Below are 17,888 nucleotides of genomic sequence, written 5' to 3'. Positions count from 1 at the left end.
AGTGGTCCCCGGCCTTCTCGCGTCTGCGACGCCGGTCGCTCAGCTCCTGGCCGCAGCCGTCGAGCTGCGGGCGGCCTCGAGGAACCTCTCGAGCTCACGGCGGACGTCGGGCCCGCACGGCTGGAAGACGATCTCGGTGACACCGGCGTCGGCCAGATCCTGGAGCTTGCCGCGCACCTGCTCGGCCGTTCCGCTGAGCGTGGTCGATTCGAGCAGCGTGGAACCCCCCGCGTCCCAGGCGGCCTGGTCGGCCTCGTTCAGCTCGACGCAGTGACCGGTGTGCACGGCGATGTGCCTCAGCTCGTCGGGCGTCCGGCTCACCACGTCGTTCCAGGCCTGTCCCCCGGCCAGGTCGGCCACCGCTGCCTGGCCGCCGAACTCGTACGCGCCGTGCCAGGCCAGGGCAGTGCCCGGGCCGCCGGCGAGGCGGACGCGCTCGGAGGTCGGGTCCTCCCCCTCGTCGAGCACGGTGCCCCAGGCCAGGTAGGAGACGCGCGAGAACTCCCGGGCGAAGTCGGGGAGCTGCAGGGTCGCGTAGAGCCCGTCGGCCAGCTCCCGGGTGACCTCGGCCCCCTTCGGGCCCAGGGCGCTGATCAGGATCGGCACGTCGATCGGTCGGGCGGGCGCGTGACCGGCCGGGTGCAGCATCTGCATCTTGGCGCCCTCCCACTCGACGACCTCCCCGCGCAGCAGCCCCCGGTAGGCCCGGATGTAGTCGGCCATGAACGACCACCGGATGCCTCGATAGCCCATGGCCCGCCGTCCGGAGAACCCCGTGCCGAACGCCACTTCGACGCGGCCGGGTGCCAGCGCGACCAGGGCCGCTGTCGCGGCGGCGTTCACCATCGGATGCCGCAGCGAGGGCACGAGGACGCCCGGCCCGAGGCCGATGCGGGTGGTGCGCTCCGCGGCGAGAGCCAGTGCCATCCAGACGTCGGGACTGTTCTGCGGGGTGTCGTAGAGCCAGGCCCGCTCGTACCCGAGCTCCTCCGCGAGCGCGATGTTCTCGTGCGAGTCCAGCGCGGTCGGGAAGGCGACGGAGACCTGCATGCACTCCTCCTGGGGGACGGTGGTGTCAGGGAAGGCCGGCGTGCGGCACGTCGACCCGGCAGGAGAGCAGGCGAGCCTCGCGCGCGGCGCTCCGGGCGGTGCGGTCGAAGTCCGGCGCGCTGCAGAGGAACAGGGTTCGACCGTCGGAACCGCCGAGCATGCACGCGAACACGCCGGTGCCGACGGGCAGCTCCTCCAGGACTTCGCCGCCTTCTCGGAGGCGGAGCACCCGGCCGGCGAGCGCGTCGGCGACCCACAGCGCGCCCTCGGCGTCCAGGCCGCACCCGTCCGGCGCGACCGCCAGCTGCCCGAGCGCCGCCTGCAGGTCGCGGTCGGTCGGCAGCGGACCGAACGACGCCCACACCCGCCGGTTGGTCAACGCGCCGTCGGCCCCGATGTCGAAGGCGGTGATCCGGTTGCCGAACGACTCGTCCACCAGCAGGACGCCGTCGTCGGTGATCACGCTGCCGTTCGGGAACCACATGTCGTCGGCCACCTGGCTCACCGCGCCGTCGGGGTCGACGCGCAGCAGGACGGTCGGTGCGACCGGGGCGCCGGCCATCAGGTCGAAGCCGAAGTTGCCGACGAAGGCGCGCCCCTGCTCGTCGACCACCATGTCGTTGGGCTCGCCGGTGACGTGCGCCGACAGGTCGGCGTGTGTCACCAGGGACCCGTCGGCCTCGCGACGGAGCAGCCGACTGTCGTGCTGGGAGACGATCAGCAGCCGACCGTCCGGCAGCCACCCGAGTCCGGACGGCTGGCCCGGCACCTCCGCCTCGACCCGGAGGTCGCCGCCGTCCTCGCGGGCCGAGAGCACCTGGTGGGTGTAGAAGTCCGAGACCCAGATCCGGCCCTCGTGCCAGCGCGGGCACTCCAGGTAGGACAGGCCGTCCAGGACGGTGCTGATCTCCCGCATGGCTCACCTCGCCGCCGTGGTACGCCGGAGCCTAGTCCGCGGTCAAGCGCACACATCGGCGACGACGACGGACAGGTTGTCGTCGCCGCCGCGCGCCGGCGCCCGCTCCAGGAGTGCGTCGACCGCGGCCTGGGGTGTGCGCCCGTCGAGCACCAGGGCGCCGAGCTCGTCGTCCGGCACGTGGTTGAACAGGCCGTCGCTGCACAGCACGAGCCGGTCGCCGGGCGCGATCGAGCGGGACGCCGCGCCGAGGCCATGCCGCGCCGAACTGCCCGCCGCAGCGCGTCGATCAGCCGGGCGTCGTGCAGCTGGCCCGGGGAGTAGTGGGCGAAGGGCACGGTCGAGCGCGCGCCGCCGCGTGTCCCAGGATGGTCGGGTGGCGGAGATGCGCAGCTGGGCGGAGATGCGGGACTGGATCGAGCGGCGGCTGGTCGAGGCGACCGGCGACGACGTCGCGACCTGGTCGGCGCGCGTCCGGGAGGCGGGCCTGGCGAGCGAGCCCGACGTGCGGACGTGGCTCGCGGACCGGGGCATCACCGGCTACCCGCAGATGCTGCTGGTCATGGAGCGGTTCGGGTACCCGGACTTCTTCACGGCCACGGCGGACGAGCTGGTCGACGGCCAGTACGCCGGCAAGCCCGCCCTGCGGCCGGTGTACGACGCCGTGGTCACCGCCGCCCTCGGCGTGGGCGAGGTGCACGTGCAGGCGCGGAAGGGATACGTGTCGCTGGTCAGCCCGCGGCGCACGTTCGCCGTCGTCCAGGCGACGACGCGGACCCGGGTGGACCTGGGGCTGCGGCTGCCCGACCGCGAGCCGGGCGGTCGGCTGCTGCCCGCCCGGAGCGTCGGCAACGGTGCCTGCACGGTGCGGCTCGGCCTCGGCGTCCCGGACGACGTCGACGACGAGGTCGTGGACCTGCTCACCCAGGCGTACGCGGCCAACGTCTGACGGGCCTGGTCGCGCGTGGTCCGGTCAGTCGGGCGCGCTGTCGTCCCGCGGGTGGCAGCGGACGGCGATCGAGGCGCTCGGGCGTGCCACGATCGCCCGGTGACTGCAGCGTCGGACGACGCCAGGATCCGCGACGGCCAGGAGGCCTGTCGCCGCGGGGACGCGCAGACCGCGCGGCAGATCTTCGAGCTGGTCGCACAGGAGCGGGACACCGGCGAGGTCCACGAGGGTCTCGCACAGGCACATCACCTCGGTGCCGACTACGCCGCGGCGATGGCCGCCTACGAGCGGGCGTACCTCTCCTACCGGCGGGACGGCGACCTCCTGGGTGCCGCCCGGGCGGCCCGGTCGCTCGGCTGGCTCCACGGCTCCGTCCACGGGCAGTGGGCGGTGTACGGGGGCTGGGTCGCCCGGGCCCGCACCCTGCTCGAGCAGGCCGGGGAGGACGGTAACGAGCACGGCTGGGTGCTGGTGGCCGAGGCGCAGGGCGGCGGTGACCTGCACGCGCAGGAGCGGCTCTACCTCGAGGCGATCGACGTGGCCCGCCGATGCGGGGACGGCGACCTCGAGTGCGAGGCGCTCGCCTCTCTGGGGATCATGCTGGTCCTCTCCGGGTTCCCCCGCGGGCTGCGGTACCTGGACGAGGCCCTGGCCTCGGTGTGCGCAGGCGAGGTCGGCGACGTCTCCGTGGCGGAGAGCGTCTTCTGCGGGCTGTTCAACGTCTGCGAGCGGACCAACGACGTCGTCCGTGCCGAGCAGTGGTTGCGCGCCGCCGATGACGTCTCCCGGCGCCGCCGGCTCTCCACGATCGGCGGGTACTGCCGGGCGTACTACGGCGGGCTCCTGGTGGCCGCAGGCCGGTGGCCCGAGGCCGAGGACGCCCTCACCGCGGCGCTGCGCAGCTTCCCGGCCGAGCACGAGCAGATCCGGGCGAACGTCCTGTGCCGCCTGGCCGACCTGCGGCTGCGCCAGGGCCGGGCGGAGGAGGCCGGCCAGCTGCTGACCGGGCTCGGGCAGCACGAGAGCGCCGTCCGGCCGCTCGCCGCGCTCCATCTCGCCCGCGGCGAGACGGCTCTGGCCCAGGACCTGCTCGAGCGCTCCCTGACCGCGACGGGCCTCGAGGACGCCACGGAGGGCGCGTTGCTCGCCCTGCTCGTCGACGTGCACCTGGCGGCGGGCGCGGTCGAGGACGCCGCCCGGGTGGCCGATCGACTGTCGGGCCTGGCCGCGCACCAGTCCGGTGATCCGCTCAAGGCCGTCGCGGCCCTGGCGCGGGGCAGGCTGTGCATCGCAACGGGGGCAGGCGACGCCCGGGCCTGCCTGCACGAGGCGCTGACCACGTTCGCGCGGGCGCATCTCCCGGTGGACGCCGCGCAGACCCAGCTGGAGCTGGCCCGGGACGTGGCGTCCACCTGCCCGGAGGTCGCCGTCGCGCACGCGAGCAGCGCGCACGAGGCCTTCTCCCGGGCCGGGGCGCGGCGCGACGCCGACGCCGCGGCCGCCCTTCTCCGTCTCCTCGGCGTGGCGTCCCTGCCCGGTCCGAGGGGTTCGGCGCCGCTGACCCGGCGGGAGGCCGAGGTCCTCGAGCTGCTCGGCCACGGCCTGACCAACGCCGAGATCGCCGACCGGCTGTTCATCAGCGCCAAGACGGTCGAGCACCACGTCGGGCGGATCCTGGCCAAGCTGGGACTGCGCAATCGCGCGCAGGCCGTGGCGCACGCGGTCCGGACGGGCTGACCGCGGACCAGGCCGAAGATGCGGGATTCCCCCGATGCTCGCGGCGCGGGACCGCTCCACCCTCGTCGGTCATGACCACCGACACCGCAGAGATGAACAAGCAGATCGTGACGCGGCTGTACGCCGCGTTCGCCGCCGTCGACCGGGACGGCCTGACGTCGCTCCTCGCGCCGGACTTCCGCGCGCACGGCATGCCGCCCGGCTGCAGCCCTGACGCCGACGGGCTCGTGCAGTCGGCGGTCCTGCTCCACGCCGGGTTGCAGGACTGCCGCAACGAGATCGAGGACCTGATCGCGGAGGGCGACCGGGTCGCGGTCCGCTACACCACCCGCGCCGTCCACGGCGGGACGCTGTTCGGCATCCCGCCCAGCGGGCGCACGGTCACCCTGACCGGCATCGAGGTGTACCGCGTGGTGGACGGCAAGGTCGCGGAGCTGTGGGGAGCGGCCGACACGAGCGGGCTCGTCGCCGCCGAGGAAGGGGAGGACGCCGCCGTCCCGGCCTCCGCGTGACCTGCCGCCCGGCGCGGAGGCCGGGAGAGAGCAGGCGGGCGTCAGGTCGGGTACGGGCCGCGTGGTCGGCGACGCGCCCGAGCAACTGGAAGCCTGCCTCCGACGCGACCACGTCGAGTGATCGGCGTAGCGTTTCTCACCGGGTCCTGGAGGCGAAGCCATGAGGACAGGTGCGGCGCGCGCTTGGGTCGGGAACTTCCACGAGGGCGGGTTCTACGTCGACGACGGCGAGTTCCTGGCGCTGATCGTGCCATTCGTGACCGGCGGGGTGGCCGCGGGCGAACCGGTCGTCATCGGGTACGACGAACGCAAGTGCGACCTGATCCGGCGAGCGCTGCCCCGAACGGACGGGGTCACGTTCATCGGCGACGCGCGCCTGTACGCCTCGCCCGCACGTGCCCTCAAAGCGTGGCGGCGTGAGTTCGACCGGCACCTGTCCGCCGGTGCCGGCCAGATCCGGATCACCGGGGAGGTTCCGCACGAGGGCAACGGCGGCCGCTTCGCGGGCTGGGACCGGTACGAGTCCGCCGTCAACACCGTCTGGCAGGACCACCCCGTCTGGAGCCGCTGCCTGTACGACGCCACCAGCGTGCCGGACGACGTGCGTGACGTCGTGGAACGCACCCACCGTCGCCTGGTCACGCCCGACGGCGGTGCGGCCGACAGCCCCCGCTACCAGGACGTCGACGCGTTCGAGAGCCTGCCCCCGGAGTTCGATCCGCTGCAGTCCACCGCCCCGGCCCTCGAACTGACCGGCGCGTCGCTGAAGGAGACCCGGCGCCGCGTCGCGGACGTCGCCGCGGGCCGGATCGGCCCCGCCGCACTCGACGACCTGCTCTTCGCGCTGGCCGAGGTCGTCGTCAACGCGGAGCTGCACGGACGCCCGCCCACCACGGTCCGGGTCTGGACGGCGACCGACCGGATGGTGGTGTGCGTCCACGACACCGGCGCCGGCCCGGCACACCCCCTCACCGGCCTCATCCCCGCCCCGGAGGGCTCGGCCGGTCCCGGACTCGGGCTGTGGCTGTGCCACCAGCTCGCCGACCTCGACATCGCCCTCATCCCGCACGCCGACGGCTTCACCGTGCGGCTGCGCGCCGGACGGCTGCCCGGTCCGGCGGACCGCACGGTGGACGCGGTCGTCCCCGGCGCCGGCACGTCGTCCGGGGCGCCCCCGCGTACGGGCACGGTGCACGCGGTCGACGGTGACGGCACGTCGTTCTGCGACCTCGTCGACGCGGACCGGCTCCTCCGGATCGACGGTTGGGCGTGGGTCGACGTCCGGCGGGACCTGCGCTGCCCGAAGTGCGAGCTGGTCCTGGCGCCCCACGGTCTGGGGTAGGCCATGGGCCGGGAGATCGACGTGGTGACCGAGACGGTGATCCGCCGTCCCCGCGCCGAGGTCGCGGCCTACGCGAGTGACCCGTCGAACGCCCCGGAGTGGTACGCGAACATCGACTCGGTCGCGTGGCGGACCGCGCCACCGCTCGCCGTGGGCTCGCGGATGGACTTCGTCGCCCGGTTCCTCGGTCGCCGCCTCGCCTACACCTACGAGGTCACCGACCTGGTGCCCGGTGAACGCCTGGTCATGCGGACGGCGCAGGGCCCCTTCCCGATGGAGACCACCTACACCTGGCAGTCGCTGGACCCAACTAGCACCCGGATGACGCTGCGCAACCGCGGCCGGCCGCGAGGCTTCGCCCGCTGGGCGGCGCCGGTCATGGCGACCGCCGTCCGCCGGGCGAACCGGGCCGACCTCGCCCGGCTGCGCACCCTGCTCGACCAGCGCTGATCCGCCCCGTCCGCGATCATGACGGCATGATCACGATCGGGGAGCGGGCCGTTGCCGGTGGCGACGGGTCTCGTTGACCCGGTCATGAGCAGCGACCGGCGCGGCGGGTGGGCCTCGTGGGCGCCCAGCGGCCGCGGCGCCGTCCCGCTGATCGTGCTGCTGGTCACCGTCGCCAACCTGGTCGGCGTCGCCACGGTGATCCTGCTGCTGATCGGCGTCTCCGACGGCAGCGCCGACACCGGCCGCTCGACGGTCCTCTGGACGGCGATCGGCTACACGGCCGTCGCCCTGCCGGCCGGCACCCTGATCGGGATGCGCCGCCAGCGGGTCACCAACGCCTGGCTCATGGCCGGCCGCGCGCCGACCCGCGAGGAGGCCGCGCACGCGCTGCGGCTGCCGGTCGACACCGCACTGGTCGCCGGGCTCGTCTGGCTGGTGGCCGCGGCGCTCGTCGGCGTCGTCTCCGCGGCCGCCTTCCCCGACGCGCGCGTGGGGTTCCGCACCGGCATCGCGACGCTGCTCGGCGGCGTCGTCACCGCGGGCGTCACCTACCTGCTCGTCGCCCGCGCCGCCCGCGCGGTCACCGCCCGCGCGCTGGCCGCGCACCCGCCGGCCGGCCGGCTGACCCTCGGTGTCCGCCCGCGGCTGCTGCTCACCTGGGGGCTGACCAGCGGCGTGCCGCTCCTCGGCCTGGTGCTGCTCGTCCTCGACCCGTCGAACCCCGACGGTCCCGGCCGCGCCGTCGTCGTCTTCCTCTCCGTGGTCGCCCTGCTGGTCGGCGGCCTGGCCACGCTGCTCACGGCGCGCTACGTCGGCCAGCCGCTGCGCGACCTGCGCCGCGCGGTCCAGCGGGTGGGGGAGGGCGACTACGCGGCGAGCGTGGTCGTCGACGACGCCGGCGAGATCGGCCTGCTCCAGGAGGGCGTCAACAGCATGGCCGCGGGCCTGGCGGAGCGGGAGCGGCTGCGCGACCTGTTCGGCCGGCACGTCGGGACGACGGTCGCCCAGCGCGCGCTGGACGCCGGCGTCGAGCTCGGCGGCGAGCTGCGCACGGCCGCGGCACTGTTCGTCGACGTCGTCGGCTCCACCTCGCTGGTCCGCCGCACCGGGCCGGAGCAGATGGTGGGCCTGCTCAACCGCTTCTTCGCCGTGGTCGTCGATGCGGTCGAGGACGAGGGCGGGCTGGTCAACAAGTTCGAGGGCGACGCGGTGCTGTGCGTCTTCGGCGCCCCGGCCGAGCACGCCGACCCGGCCGGCGCGGCGCTGCGCGCGGCCCGCCGGATCTGCGACGCCGTCCGGTCCGCCGGCGAGCTCGACATCGGCGTCGGCGTGGCGTGCGGGCGGGTGTGGGCCGGCCAGGTCGGCGCGGCCAGCCGGCTGGAGTACACGGTGATCGGCGACCCGGTGAACGAGGCCGCCCGGCTCACCGAGCTGGCCAAGGACCACCCGGGACGCGCGGTGGCCAGCGAGCCCACGGTCCGCGCGGCGCCGCCGGAGGAGCGCGCGCACTGGGTCCGCGACGCCGACGTCGTGCTTCGCGGCCGCGGCGAGCCCACCGCGACGTGGGTCCGCCGACTGGACCGAGCGCCACGCCCGGCGGGCCTTGCTGTCAGACGACGGCCGCCGCCGGGCCGTGCGACTTGACCACCACGAGCACGTCCCCGGACTGCAGCGTGCCGATCAGCGGGTCGTCGAAGCGCAACGTCTGGCCGCTGCGGGTCACCGACAGGACGACGTCGCGCAGCTGCCGCGGGCTCAGGCCTACCTCGCTGGAGGCGACCTGGCGCTGGGTGAGGTCCAGCCCGGTGCCCGAGGTGAGCAGGTCCTCGACGACGGCCACCACGCCGGGGGACGCCGTCGACAGGCCCATCAGCCGCCCGGAGGTGGCCGAGGTGGTGATCACCGTGTCGGCGCCGGACTGGCGCAGCAGCTTGGCGTTCTCCTCCTCGCGCACGCTCGTCGTGATCGGCACGCCGGGGTTGAGCTGCCGGACGGTGAGCGTGATCAGCGCCGCCGCGTCGTCCCGGTTGGCCGCGACGATGACGGCCCTCGCCCGCTGCACTGCCGCGCGGGTCAGGACCTCCGTGCGGCTGGCGTCGCCGATGATCCCGGTGAGCCCGGTCGAGGTGGCCTCCTCGACCGCCGCGGGGGCGGGGTCGACCACGACGATCTCCTCCACCGGGGTACCGGTGGCCAGGAGGGAGCGGATCGCGCTGCGCCCCTTCGTGCCGAAACCGCAGACGACGACGTGATGGCGCACGCGGGACCTCCAGCGCCGGATGCGGAACTCCTCCTGCGAGCGCGCGGTCAGCGCCTCCAGGGTCGTCCCGATGAGGATGAGCAGGAACGCGATCCGCAGGGGCGTGATCACCAGGATGTTCACGATGCGGGCGGCCGGCGTGAGCGGGGTGATGTCGCCGTAGCCCGTGGTCGAGAGCGTGACGGTGGCGTAGTAGACGGAGTCGAGGAGCGAGAGCCCCACGTTGTCACCGTCGCGGTAGCCGTCGCGGTCGAGGTAGATGATCAGCACGGTGGCCGCCAGGACCGCGAGCGCGAGCACCACCCGCCGGCCCACCTGGCGCAGCGGCGAATCCTCCACGTGCGCCAACCGCACTCCGGTGTGCGGGTCCTCCATGCCGTCGACCACGGGAGGGACGGTAACCGAGCGCGCGCCAGAACCCGGGATCTCCCACGGCGACGAGGTGGACGACGCCTACGCCGAGGCCGCCGCCCGCTCCCGCGCCGCCAGCTCCCGCTTGAGCACCTTGCCCGCCGCCGAGACCGGGATCGCGTCGATGAACACGACGTCGCGCAGCCGCTTGTAGTGCACGACGCGTTCGTTGACCTGGGCCAGGATCGATTCGGCCGTCAGCGCGGCGCCGGCGTCGTCGGCCCTGCGGACGACGTAGGCGACCGGCAGCTCCCCGGCCTCCTCGTCGGGCCGGCCGACCACCGCGGCGCCGGCCACGCCGGGCAGGGAGAACAGGATCTCCTCCAGCTCGCGCGGGAACACGTTGTAGCCCTTGTAGAGCAGCATGTCCTTGGTGCGGTCGACGATCGACAGGTAGCCGTCCTGGTCGAGGATGCCGACGTCGCCGGAGTGGAACCAGCCGTCGGCGTCGATCGCCTCGGCGGTGGCCTCCGGCCGGTGCGCGTAGCCGCGCATCACCTGCGGGCCGCGGATGCAGACCTCGCCGCGCTCGCCGGGCGGCAGCGGCGCGCCGCCGCCGAGCGGCTGGATGCTGATCTCGGTGTCGAAGATCGGCACGCCGACCGTGCCCGCCTTGCGGGTGCCCGACCGGAACGACGGGTTGCCGGTCGCCATCATCGTGACCTCGGTGAGCCCGTAGCCCTCGCCGATCACGGCGCCCGGCAGCAGCGCCTCGAGCTTCTCGATCAGCGGCACCGGCAGCGGCGCCGCGCCGCTGGAGATGCCACGGACGCTGGACAGATCGGCGTCGAAGATGCCGGGCACCTGCAGCAGCGCCACGAAGACCGGCGGCGCGCCGCCGATGCTGGTCACCCGGTACCTCTGAGCGTCGGCGACGTAGCGCGCGGGGTCGAACCGGTCGTGGATGACCACGGTGGTGCCGGCCAGCACCATGCCGTTGAGGTAGCCGATCGCGCCCATGGCGTGGAACCACGGCGTCAGGTTGATGATCGTCGCCGTCCCGAGGCGGGTGGGGAACTCGTCCTCGCCGCCGATCTGGTCGAGGGTCACGTCGCCCTCGGCGTCCAGGGTGGGCAGCGAGCCCGACGTCCAGCAGGCGGACTGCAGCACGTTGGTGACGACGTTGCGGTGCGGCAGCTCCACGCCCTTGCTGACCCCGGTCGTGCCGCCGGTGTAGGCGAGGTGCGCGAGGGTGTCGGCCACGTCGAGGCCGGCGTCGAGGTGCCGGTCTGTGTCGTCGGCGGCGAGCAGCTCGGCGAGGTCGGTCTCGCCCTCGCCCAGCTCGAGCCGGGCGCCGAAGTCGGTGACGTGCGGGGCGCCGGTGACCACGACCGTCTCGACCTTGGTCGCGGGCACCGCCGCGCGGACCGCCGGCAGCACCTGTTCCCAGGTGACCAGCACCCGCGCCCCGGAGTCGGCGAGCTGGGCGGCGAGCTCGGGCGGGGTCAGCAGCGGGTTGGTGGGGGAGAAGGTGGCCCCGGCCAGCAGCACGCCGTAGTAGACGGCCGGGTACTGCCGGCAGTTGGGCAGGTGGACGGCGACCACGTCACCCGGCCCGACGCCGGAGTCGGCCAGCCAGTTCGCCACCGCGTGCGCGCGCCGGCCGAGCTCGGTGAACGTCAGCGGCACGTCGTGGTGCAGGAACGCCGTCCGGTCGCCCCAGCGCCGTACCGCCGCGCGCAGGATCGAGCCGACCGGCACCTGCGGGTAGTCCAGCGAGCGGGGCAGCCCGGGGGGCCAGCTGGCGGCGGTGTCGGCTGCGGGGTCCGTGGCGGTCATCGGTGTCCTCTCGGTACGGGTCCGTATAAAAACGTTAGCGTGGCTCACGTCACAACCGACAGGACCTGCCACGATGGCGTGGTGAACCGGACAGCACTGGTCCTCGGTGGCGGCGGTATCACCGGCATCGCGTGGGAGATCGGCGTCCTGGCCGGCCTGGCCGAGGCCGGCGTCGACCTCACCACCGCCGACCTGGTCGTCGGCACCTCGGCCGGCTCGGTGGTCGGCGCGCAGGTGACCTGCGGCGGCGCCCCCGACTTCCTCTTCGAGCGGCAGCTCGAGCCGCCGTCGAGCGAGCGCGTGGCGCGGATGACGCGGGCGAACCTGGCGCGCTACGCGTGGGCGATGCTGACCAGCCGCGGCCGCGACGTGGAGTTCCGCCGCCGGGTCGGCGCGCTCGCGATGAAGGCGGAGGCGGCCGGCCTCACGCCCACCGAGCAGGAGCGGCTCGACGTCATCGGCTCCCGGCTGCTGAGCACGGCGTGGCCCGACCGCCGACTGGTGGTGACCGCGGTCGACGCGGCCACCGGCGAGTTCCGCGCGCTCGACCGCGACTCCGGCGTGCCCCTGCTGCAGGCCGTCGCGGCGTCGTGCGCGGTGCCCGGTGTCTACCCGCCGGTGACCATCGACGGCCGACGCTACGTCGACGGCGGCATGCGCTCGGCGGCCAACGCCGACCTCGCGGCCGGCCACGACCGGGTCGTCGTCCTGGCGCCGATCGCGCGCGGCGCCGGCCCGATGGCCAGTGTCGACGCGCAGGTGACCGGGCTGGTGGCGCGGGTCGCCGTCGTCACGCCCGACGAGGCCAGCCGCGCGGCGATCGGCCGCAACGTGCTCGACCCGGCCGCCCGTGCGCCGTCGGCCCGCGCCGGCCGCGCGCAGGCCAAGTCGGTGCTCGACCGCGTCGCCGAGGCCTGGCACGGAGGCTGAGAGCGCAGGAAACCTGCGCTCTCGGCCTCCGTTCAGACGGCGGGGTCGGCGACGAGCGAGCCGGCCTTGTGCTGGGTGCGCAGCTCGGTCTTGAGGATCTTGCCGCTGGGGTTGCGGGGCAGCGGGCCGCCGATCGAGTAGTGCTTCGGGGTCTTGTAGCGGGCCAGCCGCTCGCGGCAGAACTCCGACAGCTCCTCCGGCGTCGGCGGGTCGGCCGGGTCGCGCGGGCTGATCACCGCCAGCGGCGCCTCGCCGTACTTCTCGTCGGGGACGCCGATGAGCGCGACCTCGCCGACCTTGGGGTGCCCGGCCAGGACATCCTCGACCTCGGCGCAGTAGATGTTCTCCCCGCCGGAGATGATCATGTCCTTCTTGCGGTCTACCACGTAGTAGTAGCCGTCCTCGTCCTCGCGCACGAGGTCGCCGGAGTGGAACCAGCCGCCGAAGAACGCCTCGGCCGTCGCCTCCGGCTTGTTCCAGTACTCCTTCATGACCATCGGGCTGCGGTAGACGATCTCGCCCACCTCGCCCCGCGGGACGTCGTTCATCAGCTCGTCGACCACCCGGACCTCGACGTTGAGCATCGGGGTGCCGACCGAGCCGATCTTGCGCACGGAGTCCTCGCCGCGCAGCAGCGTGGTGACCGGGCTGCACTCGGTCTGCCCGAACGCCGTCATCACCTCGGCCTGCGGGAAGGTGTCGATCATCGTGCGCAGCAGCGTGGTCGACGCCGGCGCCGCACCCCACGAGATCCGCGTCAGGCAGGACAGGTCCCGCGAGGCGATGTCCGGGACGGCGACCACGGCGGCCCACATCGCCGGCACCAGGAAGATGCTGTTGATCCGCTCCCGCTCGATGAGGTCCAGCGTGGCCACCGGGTCGAACCCGCCGGAGCGCAGGATCACGTGCGTGCCGCCGAGCAGCAGCGGCGGCAGCCCGCCGGCGAGCCCGGCGATGTGGAACATCGGGGCCCCGGGAGCGCCGACCTTCTCGGTGGTGGGGTCCACGCCGTAGGTGGCCACCTGGCTGAAGACGTGCATCAGCAGGTTGTGGTGGGTGAGCACCGCGCCCTTGGGCCGGCCGGTCGTGCCGGAGGTGTACATGATGAACGCGGGCGCGGACTCGTCGATGATCCGGTCGAGCGGCTCCGCCGACGCGGCCTGCACCGCCGTCTCGTAGTCCTCGCTGCCCGGCCCGGCGTTCCCGCCGCCGATCACCAGCGCCGTGCGCACGTCGGGCACCTGCTCCCGGGCCTTGGCCGCCACCTCGGCCAGCGGGGTGTCGACGACGAGGGCGACGGCGCCGCTGTCGGCCAGCACGTAGGCGATCTCGTCGGCCACGAGGCGGAAGTTGACCGGGACGACGATCGCGCCCAGCCGGACCCCGGCCAGGTAGGCCTCCCAGACCTCCATCCCGTTCAGCGCCAGCACCGCGATCCGGTCGCCGACCCCGACGCCGCGCTCCTCCAGGGCGCGGGCCAGCCGGGTCACCCGCTCGTCCAGTTCCGCGTAGGTGCGGCCGCCGCCGTCGAAGCGCAGCGCGAAGACGTCGGGCGTCTTGCGGGCCCAGCGGGCCAGCTGGTCGCTCATCGTCATGCCGCGGCCCTGCAGCACGGGGATCTGGACGCTCATCGCATCGCTCCTCGGATCGGTGTGATGCGCGCCATGCTCGCCGTGAGGTGACGTGGCAGTCAACCCTGACCGGGATCGGCGTACAGCAGCCGGCGGGCGAGCCGCTTCCAGAGGTCCAGGTGGGGGTCGGTCGCCGCCGGGCGCTCCTCGAAGGCGTAGACCATCGCGACCCCGCGCATGCTGGTGAACAGCAGCTCGCACAGCTCGGCGTACAGCGGGGCGGCGGCGATCTCCGGGCCCCAGATCTCGTCGGCGACCGCCCGGATGGCCGCCCGCAGCCGCCGCTCCTGGGCCTGCAGCGAGCCGCGCAGCTCGCCGTCGGTGCGGGCGGCGACCCACAGCTCCATGGCGGCCCAGAACGGCGGCTCCTGGAACGTCGCCCACATGAGCTCCAGTGCCCGGTCGACCCGCGCGGGGCCCGTCGGCTCGTCGGCCATGAGGGCAGCCGCGCGCTCGCGCAGCTCGGTCAGCCGGGTGGTGGCCAGGTGCTCGGCGGCGGCGACCAGGAGCTCGGCGCGGGAGGGGAAGTGGTGCAGCAGCCGGCCGCGGGACACCCCCGCCCGCGCCTGGACGGCGAGGGTCGAGGCGCCGGCGTACCCCTCCTCGACCAGGCAGCCGACCGCCGCCTCCAGGATCAGCGCCCGGCTGTCCGCGCTGCGCCGGGCCCGCGCGCCGTCGGAGGCGGGGGCGGAGGGCGGCGCGACCACCGCGAGAGCGTAGGACGTCGGACCCCTTCCGGTCACCGTTGACCGTTACCGCGCCGCGGTGCGAGGCTCGCAGACCTCCCCCTGCTCGACGACGAGAGGCGCGCCGTGGACTTCGACGACACCCCCGAGGAGGCCGCGTACCGGGCGCACGTCCGGTCGCTGCTCGAGGAGCACGCGGGCGAGCTGCTGCACGTCGAGCCGGGGCAGGAGGCCCCCGACGCGCGCCGGCACGAGGCGGAGATGCGCCGGACCCAGCGGGTGCTCGCCGAGGCGGGCCTGGTCGGCGTCACCTGGCCGACCGAGCACGGCGGCCAGGGCGGCACCCTCGTGCAGCAGGCGATCGTCGCCCAGGAGCTGGCCCGCGCGCGCATCCCGGCGCTGATCAACCACATCGGCATCGGCATGTGCGGGCCGACGGTCATCGCGCACGGCAGCGAGGACCAGAAGGCCCGCTACCTCGCCCGGCTGCTGCGCGCCGACGACGTCTGGTGCCAGCTGTTCAGCGAGCCGGCGTCCGGCTCCGACCTCGCCGCGCTGCGCACCAGCGCCGTCCGCGACGGCGAGGACTGGGTCGTCAACGGGCAGAAGGTGTGGACGACGCTGGCGCACGTCGCCGACTACGGCATCCTGCTCACCCGCACCGACCCGAGCCGGCCCAAGCACGCCGGGCTGACCATGTTCGTCGTCGACATGCACGCCCCCGGGGTGACCGTGCGGCCGCTGCGGCAGATGGCCGGCGGCGCGGGCTTCAACGAGGTGTTCTTCGACGACGTCCGCATCCCCGACAGCGAGCGGCTCGGGGAGCCCGGTGAGGGCTGGCGGGTCGCGCTGACCACGCTGATGAACGAGCGGGTCGCCATCGGCGGCGCCGGCAGCGACCTCGGCCTGCCGGTCGAGACCTTCGTCGCGCACGCCCGCGACCGGCTGCCCGGGCTCGACCCGGAGCGGCAGCTGCTCGCCCGGCAGGCGGTCGGCCGCGCGGTCGTCGCCGCGCTCGCCACCCGCTACACCGGCTACCGGCGGTTCACCGTGCTCAGCCAGGGCGGCCTCCCCGGGCCGGAGTCCAGCGCCGGCAAGCTCGCCGGCACGGCGGCGGCCAAGCTGGTCGCCGACGCCGGCGTGCGGCTGCTGGGCGACGACGCCGTCTACTGGACCACCGCCGACGGCGACGACACCTGGCAGCGGACCCAGGCCTACCTCCCCGGCCTGGCGATCGCCGGCGGCACCGACCAGGTGCTGCGCAACATCCTCGGCGAGCGCGTGCTCGGGTTGCCGCCGGAACCCCGCTCCGACAAGACGGCGCCGTTCTCCGGGGGTGCGCGATGAACTTCGACCTCGATCAGGACCAGCGCGACGCCGCCGCGGCGGCGCGGGAGTTCTTCGGCGAGCAGGCCTCGGCCGGCGCGGCTCGGCAGGCGCTCGAGGGCGCCGGACCGGTGCGGCCCGGCCGCAAGGCGCTGGCCGACGTCGGCTTCCTCGGCATCACCGTGCCGGAGTCGGCCGGCGGCGCCGGCCGCGGGCTGCTCGATCTCGCCGTCGTCGCCGAGCAGGGCGGCGCCGTCCTGGCCGGTCCCTCGCTGGTGACGGCCGCCCGCGCGGCGGTGCTGCTGGCCGACCACCCCGACCTGGCCGCGCAGCTGGCCGACGGGTCGGCGGCGTTCGCCGTCGTCGACGGCTCCCCGGAGGGCTCCCACCCGTCGATCGACGCCGCCGACGCCACCACGTTCCTCGCGCTGGACGGCCGGGCGCTGGTCGTGGGGGAGGGGGAGGCGACCGCGGGCAGGCCGCTGGACGCCACCCGCGGGCTGGCGTCGGTGCGGCTGACCTCCCGCCGGGTGCTGGTCGAGGACGCCGCCGAGCTGTGGGCCCGGGCGCGGCAGGTCGGCGCCGTCGTCCTGGCCGCGGAGGACCTCGGCGCCGCCGACCGCGCGGTCGCCCTCGGGGTGGCCTACGCCAAGGAGCGGGAGGCGTTCGGCCGGACGATCGGCTCCTACCAGGCGGTCAAGCACATGCTGGTCGACGCGTGGGTCGCCGTGGACCAGCTGCGCTCGCTGGTGTGGTGGGCGGCCTGGGCGGCCGACGCCGCACCCGGCGAGCTGCCGCTGGCCGCGTCCGCGGCGAAGGCGCAGGCGGCGAGCACGCTGGAGCGGGCCGCGGAGACCCTGATCCAGGTGCACGGCGGCATCGGCTTCACCTGGGAGCACGACGCGCACCTGTACTGGCGCCGGGCGAAGGTGGACCGGCTGCTGCTCGGCGACGAGGCCGAGCACCTCGACGCCGTCGCCCGCCTCGCGGTCGCGGGTGCGCTCGCGTGACGGAGTTCGCCCAGATCCGCTACGACGTCGCCGACCGGGTCGCGACGATCACGCTGCACCGGCCGGAGAAGCGCAACGCGTTCACCGGGACGATGGCCGACGAGCTCGTGCAGGCCGCCGCGGCCGCCGACGCCGACGAGTCGGTCCGGGTGGTCCTGGTGACCGGTGCCGGGACGGCGTTCTGCGTCGGCGCCGATCTCTCCGGCGGCCGGGACACCTTCGACGCGAACCGGGTGGCCAACCGGCCGGCCGGGCCGATGAGCGAGACCATCGGCGGCGTCCCCCGCGACCGCGGCGGGGTCGTCTCTCTGGCCTTCGCCGCGCTGCGCAAGCCGGTGATCGCCGCGGTCAACGGCGTCGCGGTCGGCGTCGGGGCGACGATGACGCTGCCGATGGACGTGCGCATCGCCGCCGAGTCCGCGCGGTTCGGCTTCCCGTTCGCCCGCCGAGGCATCATCACCGAGGCCGCGTCCGGCTGGTTCCTACCGCGGGTGGTCGGGATCAGCCAGGCGATGGAGTGGGTGGCCACCGGGCGGGTGTTCGACGCGGCGGAGGCGCTGCGCGGCGGGCTGGTCTCCCGCGTCGTCCGGGACGACGAGCTGCTGCCCACCGCCCGCGCGCTCGCCGCGGAGATCGTCGACAACACGTCCGCGGTCGCGGTCGCCGCGGCCCGCGGGCTGCTGTGGTCGATGCTCGGCGCGCCGTCCCCGTGGGACTCGCACCGGCTGGAGTCGCAGGCGCTCATGCGGCTCGGCGGTGGCCCGGACGCCGCGGAGGGCGTGACCTCGTTCCTCGAGAAGCGCCCGCCGCAGTTCAGCACCCCGCTCGGCGACGGCCCCGACGTCGCCGGCGTCCCCCGCTGGCCCGCCCCGCCGGACGACGTCCCCCCCGACTGAGGG

The 17,888-nt window shown here is 74.7% G+C and carries 17 protein-coding genes; 10 read left to right on the top strand and 7 right to left on the bottom strand.

The window, feature by feature from the left end; all coding sequences use genetic code 11:
• Positions 1-39 precede the first annotated feature (39 nt).
• The 3 genes from ACWIYF_RS22775 to ACWIYF_RS22765 are packed head-to-tail and all read right to left on the bottom strand — an operon-like array spanning position 40 to position 2,176.
• On the bottom strand, positions 40-1,050 hold the full coding sequence (locus ACWIYF_RS22775) for an LLM class flavin-dependent oxidoreductase (RefSeq protein WP_448625094.1): 1,011 nt from the start codon (positions 1,048-1,050) through the stop codon (positions 40-42).
• A 25-nt stretch (positions 1,051-1,075) separates the two neighbouring features.
• On the bottom strand, positions 1,076-1,966 hold the full coding sequence (locus tag ACWIYF_RS22770) for an SMP-30/gluconolactonase/LRE family protein (RefSeq protein ID WP_448625093.1): 891 nt from the start codon (positions 1,964-1,966) through the stop codon (positions 1,076-1,078).
• Between the two features lie 42 nt (positions 1,967-2,008).
• Entirely contained in the window at positions 2,009-2,176 is a 168-nt protein-coding gene (locus ACWIYF_RS22765; RefSeq protein WP_448625092.1) for a PP2C family protein-serine/threonine phosphatase, read from the bottom strand.
• Positions 2,177-2,351: 175 nt separating this feature from the next.
• On the opposite strand from ACWIYF_RS22765, the gene ACWIYF_RS22760 reads away from it, so the two are divergent.
• From ACWIYF_RS22760 to ACWIYF_RS22735, 6 genes are all read left to right on the top strand, one after another.
• On the top strand, positions 2,352-2,915 hold the full coding sequence (locus ACWIYF_RS22760) for a DUF5655 domain-containing protein (RefSeq protein ID WP_448628792.1): 564 nt from the start codon (positions 2,352-2,354) through the stop codon (positions 2,913-2,915).
• A gap of 99 nt (positions 2,916-3,014) precedes the next feature.
• Positions 3,015-4,652, top strand: a complete 1,638-nt coding sequence (locus ACWIYF_RS22755) for a LuxR C-terminal-related transcriptional regulator (protein WP_448625091.1) — start codon at positions 3,015-3,017, stop codon at positions 4,650-4,652.
• 71 nt (positions 4,653-4,723) lie between these two features.
• Complete coding sequence (locus tag ACWIYF_RS22750; protein WP_448625090.1) at positions 4,724-5,164, top strand: ester cyclase; 441 nt, start codon at positions 4,724-4,726, stop codon at positions 5,162-5,164.
• Positions 5,165-5,324: 160 nt separating this feature from the next.
• Positions 5,325-6,506 carry an anti-sigma factor RsbA family regulatory protein gene (locus ACWIYF_RS22745; protein ID WP_448625089.1) on the top strand — a complete coding sequence of 394 codons (1,182 nt, stop codon included), beginning with the start codon at positions 5,325-5,327 and terminating at the stop codon, positions 6,504-6,506.
• 3 nt (positions 6,507-6,509) lie between these two features.
• Positions 6,510-6,956, top strand: a complete 447-nt coding sequence (locus ACWIYF_RS22740; RefSeq protein WP_448625088.1) for an SRPBCC family protein — start codon at positions 6,510-6,512, stop codon at positions 6,954-6,956.
• An 84-nt stretch (positions 6,957-7,040) separates the two neighbouring features.
• On the top strand, positions 7,041-8,600 hold the full coding sequence (locus tag ACWIYF_RS22735; RefSeq protein ID WP_448625087.1) for an adenylate/guanylate cyclase domain-containing protein: 1,560 nt from the start codon (positions 7,041-7,043) through the stop codon (positions 8,598-8,600).
• On the opposite strand, the gene ACWIYF_RS22730 is transcribed toward ACWIYF_RS22735, so the two are convergent.
• On the bottom strand, positions 8,566-9,603 hold the full coding sequence (locus tag ACWIYF_RS22730; protein ID WP_448625086.1) for a potassium channel family protein: 1,038 nt from the start codon (positions 9,601-9,603) through the stop codon (positions 8,566-8,568). The two genes, ACWIYF_RS22735 and ACWIYF_RS22730, sit on opposite strands and share 35 nt — an antisense overlap.
• 66 nt (positions 9,604-9,669) lie before the next feature.
• The gene (locus tag ACWIYF_RS22725) at positions 9,670-11,406 is read right to left on the bottom strand and encodes a class I adenylate-forming enzyme family protein (RefSeq protein ID WP_448625085.1); all 1,737 of its coding nucleotides are present in this window, start codon (positions 11,404-11,406) and stop codon (positions 9,670-9,672) included.
• An 81-nt stretch (positions 11,407-11,487) separates the two neighbouring features.
• Between ACWIYF_RS22725 and ACWIYF_RS22720 the strand changes: the two genes are divergently transcribed.
• The gene (locus ACWIYF_RS22720; protein ID WP_448625084.1) at positions 11,488-12,336 is read left to right on the top strand and encodes a patatin-like phospholipase family protein; all 849 of its coding nucleotides are present in this window, start codon (positions 11,488-11,490) and stop codon (positions 12,334-12,336) included.
• Between the two features lie 32 nt (positions 12,337-12,368).
• Here the strand turns inward: ACWIYF_RS22720 and ACWIYF_RS22715 are convergent, their stop codons facing one another.
• Together ACWIYF_RS22715 and ACWIYF_RS22710 are read right to left on the bottom strand one after the other, a co-directional pair.
• Complete coding sequence (locus ACWIYF_RS22715) at positions 12,369-13,967, bottom strand: long-chain-fatty-acid--CoA ligase (RefSeq protein ID WP_448625083.1); 1,599 nt, start codon at positions 13,965-13,967, stop codon at positions 12,369-12,371.
• Between the two features lie 59 nt (positions 13,968-14,026).
• Positions 14,027-14,674: a TetR/AcrR family transcriptional regulator gene (locus ACWIYF_RS22710; RefSeq protein WP_448625082.1), complete on the bottom strand. Its 648-nt coding sequence runs from the start codon at positions 14,672-14,674 to the stop codon at positions 14,027-14,029.
• Between the two features lie 105 nt (positions 14,675-14,779).
• Here ACWIYF_RS22710 and ACWIYF_RS22705 point away from each other — a divergent pair, with 105 nt between their 5' ends.
• From ACWIYF_RS22705 to ACWIYF_RS22695, 3 genes are read left to right on the top strand one after another with little or no spacing between them, the layout of a single operon-like run.
• Positions 14,780-16,000, top strand: a complete 1,221-nt coding sequence (locus tag ACWIYF_RS22705) for an acyl-CoA dehydrogenase family protein (RefSeq protein ID WP_448625081.1) — start codon at positions 14,780-14,782, stop codon at positions 15,998-16,000.
• Positions 15,997-16,989 carry an acyl-CoA dehydrogenase family protein gene (locus tag ACWIYF_RS22700; protein ID WP_448625080.1) on the top strand — a complete coding sequence of 331 codons (993 nt, stop codon included), beginning with the start codon at positions 15,997-15,999 and terminating at the stop codon, positions 16,987-16,989. The genes ACWIYF_RS22705 and ACWIYF_RS22700 overlap by 4 nt, the downstream gene beginning before the upstream one ends.
• Positions 16,986-17,885 carry an enoyl-CoA hydratase-related protein gene (locus ACWIYF_RS22695; protein ID WP_448625079.1) on the top strand — a complete coding sequence of 300 codons (900 nt, stop codon included), beginning with the start codon at positions 16,986-16,988 and terminating at the stop codon, positions 17,883-17,885. Before ACWIYF_RS22700 ends, ACWIYF_RS22695 begins: the two co-directional genes overlap by 4 nt.
• The last annotated feature ends 3 nt before the right edge of the window (positions 17,886-17,888 follow it).

Source organism: Geodermatophilus sp. URMC 64 (assembly GCF_053502555.1).
The sequence above is the reverse complement of the archived record's forward strand: the minus strand, read 5'-3'. Positions and strand labels throughout refer to the sequence as shown.